Consider the following 13300-nt stretch of genomic DNA (forward strand, 5'->3'; position numbering starts at 1 on the left):
GCCCTGGAGAACTGCCGTCATGTCCCAGACTCTTCGTGACAACCTCAAGCGCCTGCTGGCCCCCCGGCATCTGGCCTTTGTCGGCGGGCGCAGCATGGCCCGGGCCCTCAAGCGCTGCGCCGAAGGCGGGTTTGCCGGGCCCATGTGGCTGGTCAACCCGCAGCATGCCGAGCTCGATGGCGTGCCCTGCGTGGCCAGCATCGACCAACTGCCCTGCGGCCCGGACGCGGTGTTCGTCGCCACCAACCGTGAGCTGACCCTGACTTGCGTCGGGGAACTGGCGGCCAAGGGCGCGGGCGGGGCGATCTGCTACGCCTCGGGCTTTGCCGAAACCGGCGCCCAGGGCCAGGCCCTGCAACGGCAACTGCTTGCGGCCGCCGGCGACATGGCGCTGCTGGGCCCCAACTGCTACGGCCTGCTGGACTACCTGCACAGCGCCGCGCTGTGGCCGGTGGCCCATGGTGGCAAGCCGGTGGAGCGGGGCGTGGCGGTGCTGACCCAGAGCGGCAACTTCGCCTACAACCTGTCCATGAGCGATCGCTCGCTGCCGGTGGCCTACATGGCCTCGGTGGGCAATCAGGCGCAGTTGGGCATTGCCGAGCTGATGGACGTGCTGCTGGACGAACCCCGGGTCACCGCCATCGGCCTGCACCTGGAAGGGCTAAAGAATGTGCCAGGGTTTGCCCGGGCGGCGCACAAGGCCCTGGAGAAGGGCATTCCGATCATTGCCCTGAAGACCGGGGTGTCGCAGATCGGCGCCGAGCTGGCCTTGAGTCACACCAGTTCGCTGTCGGGATCGGACGCGCTGTACGACGCACTGTTCCAGCGCCTGGGGGTGATCCGGGTCAGCGGCCCGGTGAGTTTTGTCGAAACCTTGAAGGCCGCCTCCTGCGGGCAGTTGCCGGCCGGGCCGCAGCTGATGGCCCTGGCTTGTTCCGGGGGCGATGCCGGGCTGATCGCCGACTACGCCGAACGCAACGGCCTGCAGCTGCCCAAGCTTGCGGCCGGGCAATGCGCCGAGCTGGCCCAGGTACTGCCCGGCTACGCCAATCTGGTCAACCCGCTGGATTTCACCACCGCCATCTGGGGCGACGCCCAGGCCTTGCAAGCCATGCTCGACACGGCCCTGCGTACCGAGGCCGACAGCGCCATGCTGGTGCTGGATTACCCGGCCGAGTTCACCGGCGAGCGCAAGGAATGCGACCTGCTGCTGGAGCTGTTCTGCGCCGCGCTGCAACGCCACGGCCTGCGCGGTTTTGTCACCTCGGCCTTTCCCGAGCTGCTGCCGGCCAGCGCCCGCGAGCGTCTGCATGCCCATGGCATTCCCGCCTTGCAAGGGGTGGAGGATGGCCTGGCGGCCTGGGGCCGGATCGTCGCCTATCAACAGCGGCGTCCAGCGTTGCTGGCCCTGGGCGAATCGGCCCTGGTGCCGCTGTGCCCGCAGGCCCTGCCCGGTGCCGGGGTGCTGCTGGACGAGTGGCAGTCCAAGCAGGCTTTGCGCGGCTTCGGCCTGAGCATCCCGGACGGGGTGCTGAGCAGCCCCGAGCAGGCCCTGAGCGCGGCGGCTGCGGTCGGTTATCCGCTGGTGCTCAAGGCGGTCAGCGCGCAGTTGCCGCACAAGACCGAGGCCGGGGCGGTGGCCCTCAATCTCAAGGACCCTGAAGCCCTGGGCGCAGCCCTGCGCCTGATGCGCACGCGGATCGCCGAGCATGCGCCGGGCGTGGCCTTTGAGCGGGTGCTGCTGGAGCCCATGGCCGCGCCACCCCTGGCGGAGCTGATTGTCGGCATCAAGCGTGAGAACGACTTCGGCCTGGCCCTGGTGATCGGTGCTGGCGGGGTGCTGGTGGAATTGCTCAAGGACAGTCGCAGCCTGCTGCTGCCCACCACCGAAGGGGCGATCCGCCAGGCCGTGCTCAGCCTGCGTAGCGCCGCCCTGCTGCAGGGCTTTCGCGGGCGCCCGACGGCCGATCTCGATGCGCTGGTGGCGGCCATCGGCGCGGTGGCGGACTACGCCTGCGAACACGCCGGGCAATTGCTGGAACTGGATGTGAACCCATTGTTGGTCGGTGCCCAGGGCACCGTCGCGGTCGATGCGTTGATTCGCCTTGGCCAGGCTTGAGGAGAGAGACATGCACGATCAGACCTTGACCGGTGGCCAGGCCCTGGTGCGCCTGCTGGCCAACTACGGCGTCGACACGGTGTTCGGCATTCCCGGGGTGCACACCCTGGAGCTGTATCGCGGCCTGCCCGGCAGCGGCATTCGCCATGTGCTGACCCGGCATGAGCAGGGCGCGGGCTTCATGGCCGACGGTTACGCCCGGGTCAGTGGCAAGCCCGGGGTGTGTTTCGTCATCAGCGGCCCGGGGGTGACCAACGTCGCCACGCCCATTGGCCAGGCGTACGCCGACTCGATTCCGCTGCTGGTGATTTCCAGCGTCAACCACAGCGCCAGCCTGGGCAAGGGCTGGGGCTCGCTGCACGAAACCCAGGATCAGCGCGCCATCACCGCGCCTATCACCGCGTTCTCGGCCCTGGCCCTGAGCCCGGAAGACCTGCCGGAGCTGATCGCCCGGGCCTTTGCCGTGTTCGACAGCGAGCGCCCGCGCCCGGTGCACATCAGCGTGCCCCTGGATGTGCTGGCGGCCAGGGTCGCCCGGGACTGGACCGGCGAGGTGCGCCGGCGTCCCGCCCGTGGCCCGGCCGCGGCGGCAGATATCCAGCTAGCGGCGGACAAGCTGCGCCGCGCCAAGCGGCCGATGATCATTGCCGGCGGCGGCGCGCTGCATGCGGCCGAGCAGTTGCGGGCCTTGAGCACGCGCCTGGGCGCGGTGTTTTTCAGCAGCGTCGCCGGCAAGGGCCTGCTGCCGGACGAGGCGCCGCTCAATGCCGGGGCGACCCTGTGCGTGGAGCCCGGCTGGCAGCTGATCAGCCAGGCCGATGTGGTGCTGGCGGTGGGCACCGAGATGGCCGACACCGACTACTGGCGCGAACGCTTGCCGCTCAATGGTGAGCTGCTGCGCCTGGACATCGACCCGCGCAAGTTCAATGACTTCTATCCGTGCGCGGTGGCCTTGCACGGCGATGCCCGCGCCACCCTGGACGCCTTGCTCCAGGCCTTGCCACCCACACCGGCCGAAGCCGGGGCGGCGATTCACGCGGTGGCCGATCTGCGTCAGGCGGTGCAGAACGGGCAGGGGCCCTTGCAACAGATCCACCGTTCGATCCTGCAACGCATTGCCGCCGAGCTGCCGGAACACGGCTTTATCGCCAGCGACATGACCCAGCTGGCCTACAGCGGCAACTACCTGTACCCCAGCCGGGCCACCCGCAGCTGGCTGCACCCCACCGGCTACGGCACCCTCGGCTACGGCTTGCCGGCGGGCATCGGCGCCAAGCTCGGTGCCCCCGAGCGTCCGGGGCTGGTGCTGGTGGGCGACGGCGGTTTTCTCTACACGGTGCAGGAGCTGGCCACGGCGGTGGAGGAGCTGGACAGCCCGCTGGTGGTCTTGCTGTGGAACAACGACGCCCTGGGGCAGATCCGCGACGACATGCTGGATCTGAACATCGAGCCCATCGGCGTGCTGCCGCGCAATCCGGATTTTGCCGCCCTGGCCCGGGCCTTTGGTTGCAGCGTCAGCCAGCCCGCCAGCCTCGACGAGTTGCAGCAGGCACTGCGCGACGGCTTTGCCCGCAACGGCCTGAGCCTGATCGAACTCAAGCACGCCTGTGCGCGCTGACCATCCCTTTTTGCCTGGAGCCTGAGCATGCGCTTTTCTCAACTGACCCAACGTATTGCCGGAGACGGCGCCGCCGCCTGGGACATTCACTACCGGGCCCTGGCCAAACGCGAACGTGGCGAAGAGGTCTGGTTGCTGTCGGTGGGCGACCCGGATTTCGACACCCCCCAGCCCATCGTTCAGGCGGCCATCGACAGCCTGCAGGCCGGCCACACCCATTACGCCGATGTGCGCGGCAAGCGCGCCTTGCGCGAGGCCATTGCCCGCCGTCATCAGCAGCGCAGCGGGCAAGTGGTGGATGCCGAACAAGTGGTGGTACTGGCCGGTGCCCAGTGCGCCCTGTACAGCGTGGCCCAGTGCCTGTTGGACCCGGGTGACGAGGTGATCGTGGCCGAGCCGATGTACGTCACCTATGAAGCGGTGTTCGGCGCCTGTAATGCCCAGGTGGTGCCGCTGCCGGTGCGGGCCGAGGACGGTTTTCGGGTGCAGCCCGAGGCGGTAGCGGCGCGCATCACCGGCAAGACCCGGGCCCTGGTGCTCAACAGCCCGCACAACCCCACGGGCGCCAGCATCCCCCGGGCCACCTGGGAGGCCCTGGCGGCGCTGTGCATCGAGCATGACCTGTGGCTGATCTGCGACGAGGTCTACAGCGAGCTGCTGTACGAGGGCGAACATGTCAGCCCGGCCAGCTTGCCGGGCATGGCCGAGCGCACCGCGACCCTCAACAGCCTGTCCAAGTCCCACGCTATGACCGGCTGGCGCCTGGGCTGGGTGGTGGCGCCGACGGCCCTGGCCGCGCACCTGGAAAACCTCGCCCTGTGCATGCTCTACGGCTCGCCGGAATTCATCCAGGACGCGGCCATCGTGGCCCTGGAGCAACCCTTGCCGCAGTTGCGGGAGATGGCCGAGGCCTACCGCCAGCGCCGGGATCTGGTCTGCGACTGTCTGGCCGATTGCCTCGGCGCCCGGCCGCTGAAGCCGGATGGCGGCATGTTCGTCATGGTCGACATCCGCGCCACCGGGCTCAGCGCCCAGGCCTTCAGCCAGCGCCTGCTGGACGAACAGGGCGTCTCGGTACTGGCCGGCGAAGCCTTCGGCCCCAGCGCCGCCGGGCATATCCGCCTGGGGCTGGTGCTGCAGCCGGATGACTTGCGCGAAGCCTGCCGGCGCATTGCCCTGTGCGCCGAACACTGCCTGAGCCGCCGCGTTGCCCCCGCCACTTTGCCCACCGTTTGAGGAGTCTTCATGAAGGTACTGATCGTTCACGCCCACCCCGAACCGCAATCCTTCACCGCCGCCTTGCGCGACCAGGCCCGCAGCACCCTGGAGGCTCAGGGGCACCAGGTGCAGGTCAGCGACCTGTACGCCATGAACTGGAACCCGGTGGCCAGCGCCGCCGACTTTGCCGCCCGGGATAATCCGGAGTACCTGGTGTACGCCCTGGAGCAACGTCTGGGGGTGAAGAACCAGAGCATCGCCGCCGACATCCAGGGCGAGCTGGACAAGCTGCTGTGGGCCGACCTGTTGATCCTCAACTTCCCGGTGTTCTGGTTCTCGGTGCCGGCCATGCTCAAGGGCTGGATCGACCGGGTGCTGGTGTCGGGGGTGTGCTATGGCGGCAAGCGCTTCTATGACCAGGGCGGGTTGGCGGGCAAAAAGGCCCTGGTGACCCTGACCCTGGGCGGACGCGAGCACATGTTTGGCGAAGGCGCGATCCATGGACCGCTGCAGGACATGCTGCGCCCGCTGCTGCGGGGCACCTTGGCCTATGTCGGGTGCGAGGTGCTGGAACCGTTCGTGGCCTGGCATGTGCCCTACATCAGCCAGGAAGCCCGAGAAGCCTTCCTGCACAGCTACCGTCAACGCCTGCAGCACCTGGCGAACGACCAACCCCTGGTCTTCCCGCGCCTGGACCAATTCGACGAAGCCCTGTACCCCCTGCCGGCTGATTGCTCCCTGTAGCCGCTGCCGCAGGCTGCGAACGGCCCGTAGGGCCGCAGGGTTCTCAAGAACGATAGAGGTTTGGCAGGCGATCGTCAGGCAAGGCCCGTTGGGCCTTTGCGCAGCTTCGCAGGCTCAGCAGCGGCTACAGGGGCGGCGACGCTTTGGGGCGCTCAGAAGCGCAGGGTTGCGCCGGTGGTCAGCCAGCGGTCGCGGGCTTCGGTCAGGTGCTGGCCAACGATCAGGTCCAGGTCAAGGTGCTGGCCCACGTGCAGGCGCGGGCCAGCCTGCCAGCCTTGTTCGCCGCCGCGCTGGCCGTAGCGCTCGGCAATCAGGGTCAGGCTCGGCATGAGGTCGTATTCGACTCCGCTGCCCCAGGTCCAGCGGTGGTTCTGCTCGCCATCGTCGTAGGCGTGGGTCCAGCCGGCATTCAGGTTCAGCCGCAGGCGGTCGCTGGCGCTGAAGGTCAGGGGCAGGGTGAGGTCGCCGCCGTCGAAGCTGTGGTGGCGGTTCAGGGCCCAGTGGGCGGAGCCGGCCAGGGCCAGTTGCAGGCCCAGGTCCGCGCGGTCCAGCAGGGCGATCTTGAGCTGGGGGCTGACCTGGGTTTCGCCCTGGCCGTCAGCCTGCTGGCGCTGTACCGCGGCTCCCACTTGTACCCAGGGCAGTTGGCTGAAGGTGCAGGCCGGGGCGATCACGCTGTTGTGGCTGGAGCCTTGATGCCGGGTGCTCTGGTACCAGGCATCGACGTTGCATTCCCCGGGGGCGTTGATGGCGCCGTCATCCACCACGTAGGCGCCGCCGGCGGCCTGGGCCTTGGAGCACAGGGCCAGGGTGGCGGTGGCCCCGGCGGTGAGGGCGAGGAACAGCAGGTTGCGTTTGAGCATGCGGCTTTTCGCGGCAGGCAGGGTGTGGCCCCAGGAGGCGCAACGCGAGGAGCGATGTGGGCGGTGCTTGGACATGGCAGGTCTCGTTCTGTTGGGCGCCGGACCGTTTGGTTGGGGAGCCGGCGCGGGTGGGTGCTGCGTGGGGTGTTTACTGGGCGTCCACCGATAGGGTCTGGATGCCGCGGACCCGGGCCTGGGCCAGCAGTTCTTCGGTGTCTTCCCCGCCGGGCAGGGCGAGGACGATGTCCGGGCGGCTGTCGGCCAGCATGAAGCTGTTGCGCAGGCGCTCGGCGTGTTTGCCGTGCAGTTGCCAGTTGGGCGGGTAGCGGACGATGTGGGCCCCGGTTTCCCGGGCCCAGTCCTCGATGTGGGCGCCGAGGAACTGGCTGCCGCCGTGGATCACCACCCGCACTTCGTGCAGGCGCTGGAAGGCTTCCAGGACCCGGCGACACAGGCGGCTGTCGGCGTAGTAGCGGCCGGCGCAGATCAGGACGCGCATGGGCTGTCCTCCTTGAGCCCGGCCACGGGGTGCTCGGCGCCCGGCGCTTCGGCCAGGGGCTCGCTGAGGTAGCCGTGCTCGATGTCGCGCTCACCGGCGCGCTCCAGGGCCGGGTAGGCCAGGGCGGCGATGTGGTGGTGGACCCGGCGGTAGTCGCGCAGCAGGCGCTGGAAGATGTCCCCGGACTCGGCCCAGGCGCTCTGGTCTTCGCGCAGTTGGCGAAAGTGCTCGCGGCCGGCGGCGGCTTCCAGGCGCCGCACGTTTTCCTTGCGCGCCAGCAACTGGTGGGCGGTGGGCAGGTCTTCGCGCAGGAACACGGTGATGGCCAGGCTCAGGCTGTCCAGCAACTCCTGGTGCAGTGGGTACAGGGTTCCCAGCTCGAACTCGGAGAAGGCTTCGCCTCGGCGCAGGCGGCGCACCGCCAATTGCGCCAGGCTGGTGGCGAGGATGTCGCCGGCGTGCTCCAGGTTGATCACCAGCAGCAGGATCTCCTGGGAGCGGTCGGCGTCCTGGTCGCTGATGCCTTCCTTGCCGATGTCCGCCAGGTAGGCGCGGATCGCCGCGCTGAGCAGGTCCAGGGACTGGTCGATGTGCCGCACCTGCTCGGCATGGGTGATGCTTGAGGTGCGAAACAGCTGCAGCACCCGGTCGAGCATGCTCGAAAGCATGTCGGCCATGCGCAGGGCTTCGCGGGCGGCGTTGGCCAGGCCGATATTGGCCACTTCCAGGCCGGCCTGGTCCAGGTACAGCGGCATGCCCGGGTCGGTGACCGGGGCGGGGGCCGGCAGCAGCCGGGTCAGCAGCTTGCCCAGGAGCTCGGTGAAGCCAATGAACAGCAGACCGAGGATCAGGCTGAAGGCGCTGTGCAGGTAGACCACCAGCAACTCCGGTGGCAGGGCTTGCACTGCGTCCAGGCGGGCCAGGGCGGTGATCCACGGCAGCACCAGGACCACGCCCAGCAGGCGCACCAGCAGGTTGCCCAGGGGCAGGCGCCGGGCCACGTTGCCGCTGGCGCCGAGCAGGGATGGCAGGGTGCCGCCCAGGTTGACCCCCAGCACCAGGGCCATGCTGGTGGCCGGCGACAGCAGGCCGGTGCCGGCCAGGGAGGCGATCAGCAGCACCACCGCGACGCTGGAGTGGCACATCCAGGTCAGCAGCATGGCCACCAGCAGGGCCAGCAGCAGGTCGCCGTCGAGGCTGGTCATCACCAGCTGGAACACCGGGGTGCTTTCCACCGCGCCCAGGGTGGCGCCGAGCATGCCCAGGGCCAGCAGCATCAGGCCCAGGCCGATCAGCGCGCAGCCGATGCTTTCAAAGCGCGAGTCGTCCCGCAGGCGGAAGGTCAGGAAACCCGCCAGCAGCAGCACCGGGGCCAGCAGCGACAGGTCGAGGCTGAGCAGCTGGACCACCAGGGTCGAGCCGATATTGGCCCCGAGCATGACCGCCAGCGCCGGGGCCAGGCCCAGGGTGCCGGCGGCGGTAAAGGAGCTGGCCATCAGGCTCACCGCGGTGCTGCTTTGCAGCACGCCGGTGATGCCGACGCCGCACAGCAGCGCCAGCCAGCGGTTGTTCAGGTGTTGTCCGAGCCAGTGCCGCAGCGGGCTGCCGAAGCCGCGCAGCAGGGATCCGGAAATCATCTGCGAGCCCCAGAGCAGCAGGGCGATGGCCCCGGCCAGGTTGATCAGAAGTGTGGTGCCCGACATGAGTGTGCTCCCGGGTCGGTGACGGGTTCAGGCGATCGCCACCCGCAGCGAGGCGCGGGTAATGGCGGCGCTGAAACCCAGCAGAAAACGAATTTCAACGGCGCTCAGCAGGCCGCGGACATACAGCCGGATGCTCACGCGGGTGAGCAGGCGGGCGCTGGTGCACAGGCAGCAGACCAGCAGGGCCTGGAGGCCGCGTTGCACCATGGAAAAAGGCTTGAGATACATGGCGATGCTCCTTTCGGGCGAACAGCGTCGCCGTCGGCAGGGCGCTGGCCGCGCCGACGGTGGCATCGTTGGTCAGGTGTATCGGGCGCGGCCGTCCGAGGGCGGCCGCGCCGGGCTCACGCCCTTAGAACCAGGCCCTTAGAACCACTGCTTGAAGCGGCGGATGTACAGGGTCTTCATGGTCTGGGCGACCACGCAGTAGCTGAGCAGGGTGCCCACCAGCCACGGGAAGTACTCCCACGGCAGCGGCACCAGGCCGACCATGCTGCCCAGGGGCGAGAAGGGCACGTAGATCCCCAGGGCCATCACCAGTCCCGTGGCCAGCATCACCGGCAGGGCCGCGGTGCTCTGGATGAACGGGATCTTGCGGGTGCGCAGCATGTGCACCACCAGGGTCTGGGACAGCAGCCCCTCGATGAACCAGCCGGACTGGAACAGGGCGGCCATTTCCACGCTGTTGGCGGCGAACACGTACCACATCAGGGCGAAGGTGGTGATGTCGAAGATCGACGAGGTCGGCCCGATCCACAGCATGAAGCGCCCGATGTTGTTGGCGTCCCACTTGCGCGGCTTGGCCAGGTATTCCTTGTCCATCTTGTCCCAGGGCAGGGCCAGCTGGGAGAAGTCGTACATCAGGTTCTGCAGCAGCAGGTGGATCGCCAGCATCGGCAGGAAGGGGATGAAGGCACTGGCCACCAGCACCGAGAACACGTTGCCGAAGTTGGAGCTGGCGGTCATGTTCAGGTACTTCATGATGTTGCCGAAGGTCTCGCGGCCCTTGATCACCCCTTCTTCCAGCACCATCAGGCTCTTTTCCAGGAGGATGATGTCCGCCGATTCCTTGGCGATGTCGGTGCCGCTGTCCACCGAGATGCCGACGTCGGCATCGCGCAGGGCGGGGGCGTCGTTGATGCCGTCGCCGAGGAAGCCCACGGTGTGGCCGTTGGCTTGCAGGGCCTTGAGCACCCGGGACTTCTGCAGCGGGGTGAGCTTGGCGAACACCGTGCGCTCTTCCACCAGGCGCCCGAGCACCTGGTCATCCATGTGCTCGATGTCGCGACCCAGCAGCGGTTCGCCCGCTTCCAGGCCCACTTCGCGGCAGATCTTCGCGGTGACGATGGGGTTGTCGCCGGTCAGCACCTTGACCGTCACGCCGTTGTCACGCAGGGCGGCGATGGCCGGGCCGGCGGTTTCCTTGGGCGGATCGAGGAAGGTCAGGAAACCTTCGATCACCAGCTCGCGCTCGTCGCTGGCGCTGTACTGGCTGCGGGTCTGGCCCTTGGGCAGGTCCCGGGTGCCCACCAGCAGCACGCGGAAGCCGTCGCGGTTGTAGTCCTCGGCCAGTTGCAGCAGGGCGGCGCGGCGCTCGGCGTCGAGGCTCACGGCCAGTCCGTCCTGGCGGACCCGGGTGGCGGTTTCGAGCATCTCTTCCACCGCGCCCTTGCACACCAACAGGTGATCGCCACGGGCATCGGCAAGGATCACCGACAGACGCCGACGGACGAAGTCGAAGGGCAGTTCATCGACCTTGCGCCAGGCGGCGGGCGGGGTGAAGTGCGGGTTGCCCTCGGCGAAGGCGACCACGGCGCGGTCCATCAGGTTCTTCATGCCGCTCTGGTGGTGGCTGTTGAGCCAGGCCAGTTGCAGCACCGCATCGCAGCGGCTGCCGCTGATGTCGACGTGGTGTTCGAGGATGATCCGGTCCTGGGTCAGGGTGCCGGTCTTGTCGGTGCACAGCACGTCCATGGCGCCGAAGTTCTGGATCGCGTTGAGGCGCTTGACCACCACCTTGCGCTTGGCCATGGCCGCGGCGCCCTTGGCCAGGTTGGCGCTGACGATCATCGGCAGCATTTCCGGGGTCAGGCCGACCGCCACCGCCAGGGCGAACATGAAGGCATCGGCCCAGTCGCCCTTGGTGAAGCCGTTGATCAGCAGGACGATGGGCACCATCACCAGCATGAAGCGGATCAGCAGCCAGCTGACGCTGTTGACCCCACGGTCGAAGGCGGTCTGGGTGCGCGAGCCGACGATGGAGCGGGCCAGGGAACCGAAGTAGGTGCGCCCGCCGGTGGCCACCACCACGGCGGTGGCGGTGCCGCTGACCACGTTGGTGCCCATGAAGCAGATGTTCGGCAGGTCCAGCAGGTCCTGCTGGTCGGCGGCCAGGGCCTGGGCGGATTTTTCCTGCACGGCGCCCAGGGTGTCGTATTTCTCCACCGGCAGGGCTTCGCCAGTGAGCACCGCCTGGCTGATGAACAGGTCGCGGGATTCGATCAGGCGGATGTCCGCCGGGATCATGTCGCCGGCCGACAGCTGGATGATGTCGCCCACCACCAGTTCGCGCATGGGGACTTCGCGAACCCGGGCCTGCATGCCCATCTGCTCGCGGCGCAGCACCGCGGCAGTGGTGCGGACCATGGCCTTGAGGGCTTCGGCGGCCTTGGCCGAGCGGTGTTCCTGCCAGAAGCGCATCAGGCCGCTGGCCAGCACCATCACCAGGACGATGATCACGCCGGTCAGATCAGTTTCTTCGCCGGCTTGCAGCGGCAGCCAGAAGTCGGTGAAGAAACTGATACCGGTCAGGGTCATCAACACATAGATGAAGGGGTTGTTGAAGGCTTGCAGCAATTGCACCAGGGCGTGAGGCGGACGGTCGTGGGCGACCTCGTTGTGGCCGTCGCGTTGCAGGCGGCCTTCGGCGTCCAGTTCAGTCAGGCCAGCGGTGCTGGAGTTGACGTTGGCCAGGGTCACGGCCAGGCCGTTCTGGGCTTCGCGGGCGGCACGCATCGACAGTTTGTTGCTGTCGCGGGTGGCGCTGGTGTTGCGGGAAGTTGTGGTTTTTTCAGTCATTGCGTGTGCTCCTGCCGCCTGACTACGGCACGACACAGCGACCACTCAACTAATTAAAGACGAGCGAAAGTATGTCGAGCCGCAGGTTAGCGATCGATACGGATCTTGGCGTTTTTCAGGTTTTAACGTTCGCTGCCCAAACAATGAAGTTGAATGGACAGCGAACCTACTACTGGCCTCTTCCATAACTTTCTCCAGCAAGTTTTATTAACGAGAAGGCAATAAGGCGCCGTCAAACTTCCAAGTAAGAAGTTTGTGTGGAAACAACGGAAAGTGACCGTTGATTTATGGGTAAGTGCGCGCCCCGAGGTACAGGCCGAAGATCAGTCCGGCCTGCTGCAAGAGCAGGGCCGCGCCCCGACTCTGCGGGTCCTGGCTGTCGTCCAGGCTCCAGCGTTGCTGGAGCTGGCCGGTCATCGGGCAGACACGCCAATTGGCCCGCAGGGCGGTGGCGGCGCAAGGTGAGGATGAGGAGAACGGCGAGCGTGCCAGAGCCTTGGGCTCACGGCACAGCTTGACCCGCATGGTGGCGGCAAAGGCGCGTACGCCGGGCATTACAGAAGATGTGAAGTGCATAACTTGTGCCTCGTGACCGGACTGGTTCCGGGGAGGCAAGTTACGTTGGAGCGTCAAGCCCTAGCGCAGCTCACCCGACCGCGGAGTCGAGTCCCGTCATTGTTCAGGGGTGCCTGGCGCTGCGCAGCGGCAGTGACCAGACAGCGTCTAGATACTGTGTCCATTGGCTTCTTTAGTGAGTTGAAAAAAGGCCGGATTTCCCGGCCCGCGCAATTTACTCAGGAGGGTTCATCGAGTCAAGGTTAAATTGCCCTGAATCGTTGTTCGATGATGAAGTTTCAGGTGAGGTTCAGCTTGAGGGGTGAGTTCAGGCGTCGAGAGTGGGAAACATATAAGGGATACAAATAAAAAGTGCCCATGACCGATGGGGCGTCATGAGCACTGAATATAACTTCGCGGATTATCAGTTCAGCAAGTGCCGGGAGATATCCTTGTAAGTGTTGCTGTCGGTGGCGGCCATCAGTTGCCGTCCATCCTTTAAGGTGCCGATGAAGGTCACTTCGTTTTCCGTGCCCGCCATCAGGTAACCGGCAATCGCGCCTACTGGCCCCAGCAGCATGGCGCCGGCCACGCCATAACCGAAGGCGTCCTTGTTGGCGACGGGGCTTTCAGTGGCGATTTCCAGGCTCTTGAAGGCCGATGCCTTGATCTCGACACCGGCGCTGTTGAGCACTGTCTTGAGCCTGAAGGTGCCGTGGCGGTACTCGCCGGCGCCCTGCAGAAAATCGCCCGATAAAACTTCAATATTTGCCATGTTGAATCATCCTTATCCAAGCATAACGAGACGGACCATTGAGCCCCTGGTCAGTGGGGGCGTCAACGGGGTTGCGATGAAGGGTGCTACCGCCAGTCAGCACGCTTCATGTCCTGAGCCTCGGTCAG

General features: G+C 66.9%; 11 protein-coding genes. 4 read left to right on the forward strand and 7 right to left on the reverse strand.

All coding sequences use genetic code 11. From position 1 onward, the window contains the following. Positions 1–19: 19 nt before the first annotated feature. From DWF74_RS29550 to DWF74_RS29565, 4 genes are read left to right on the forward strand one after another with little or no spacing between them, the layout of a single operon-like run. A complete protein-coding gene (locus tag DWF74_RS29550; RefSeq protein ID WP_115582324.1) occupies positions 20–2119 on the forward strand; it encodes an acetate--CoA ligase family protein in 2100 nt (699 codons plus the stop codon). Between the two features lie 10 nt (positions 2120–2129). Beyond that, the gene (locus DWF74_RS29555; RefSeq protein ID WP_115582325.1) at positions 2130–3737 is read left to right on the forward strand and encodes a 5-guanidino-2-oxopentanoate decarboxylase; all 1608 of its coding nucleotides are present in this window, start codon (positions 2130–2132) and stop codon (positions 3735–3737) included. Positions 3738–3764: 27 nt separating this feature from the next. Then, positions 3765–4973, forward strand: coding sequence for a pyridoxal phosphate-dependent aminotransferase (locus DWF74_RS29560; RefSeq protein ID WP_115582326.1), 1209 nt, complete (start codon positions 3765–3767; stop codon positions 4971–4973). Positions 4974–4982: 9 nt separating this feature from the next. Next, positions 4983–5699: an NAD(P)H-dependent oxidoreductase gene (locus DWF74_RS29565; protein WP_115582327.1), complete on the forward strand. Its 717-nt coding sequence runs from the start codon at positions 4983–4985 to the stop codon at positions 5697–5699. A 152-nt stretch (positions 5700–5851) separates the two neighbouring features. Here the strand turns inward: DWF74_RS29565 and DWF74_RS29570 are convergent, their stop codons facing one another. The 7 genes from DWF74_RS29570 to DWF74_RS29600 form a co-directional block, all read right to left on the reverse strand. Continuing rightward, positions 5852–6637, reverse strand: a complete 786-nt coding sequence (locus DWF74_RS29570; RefSeq protein WP_115582328.1) for a hypothetical protein — start codon at positions 6635–6637, stop codon at positions 5852–5854. Between the two features lie 73 nt (positions 6638–6710). After that, positions 6711–7061 carry a DUF2493 domain-containing protein gene (locus DWF74_RS29575; protein ID WP_060839003.1) on the reverse strand — a complete coding sequence of 117 codons (351 nt, stop codon included), beginning with the start codon at positions 7059–7061 and terminating at the stop codon, positions 6711–6713. Continuing rightward, a complete protein-coding gene (locus DWF74_RS29580) occupies positions 7049–8764 on the reverse strand; it encodes a Na/Pi cotransporter family protein (RefSeq protein WP_115582329.1) in 1716 nt (571 codons plus the stop codon). Before DWF74_RS29580 ends, DWF74_RS29575 begins: the two co-directional genes overlap by 13 nt. Positions 8765–8791: 27 nt before the next feature. Beyond that, entirely contained in the window at positions 8792–8992 is a 201-nt protein-coding gene (locus DWF74_RS29585) for a hypothetical protein (RefSeq protein ID WP_102864539.1), read from the reverse strand. A gap of 138 nt (positions 8993–9130) precedes the next feature. Beyond that, positions 9131–11842: a magnesium-translocating P-type ATPase gene (gene mgtA / locus DWF74_RS29590; protein WP_115582330.1), complete on the reverse strand. Its 2712-nt coding sequence runs from the start codon at positions 11840–11842 to the stop codon at positions 9131–9133. A gap of 285 nt (positions 11843–12127) precedes the next feature. After that, positions 12128–12418, reverse strand: coding sequence for a hypothetical protein (locus DWF74_RS29595; protein ID WP_102864541.1), 291 nt, complete (start codon positions 12416–12418; stop codon positions 12128–12130). Between the two features lie 403 nt (positions 12419–12821). Continuing rightward, complete coding sequence (locus DWF74_RS29600; RefSeq protein WP_102864542.1) at positions 12822–13172, reverse strand: hypothetical protein; 351 nt, start codon at positions 13170–13172, stop codon at positions 12822–12824. Positions 13173–13300: the final 128 nt, after the last annotated feature.

The organism is Pseudomonas protegens (assembly GCF_003363755.1).
Taxonomy (GTDB): domain Bacteria; phylum Pseudomonadota; class Gammaproteobacteria; order Pseudomonadales; family Pseudomonadaceae; genus Aquipseudomonas; species Aquipseudomonas danubii.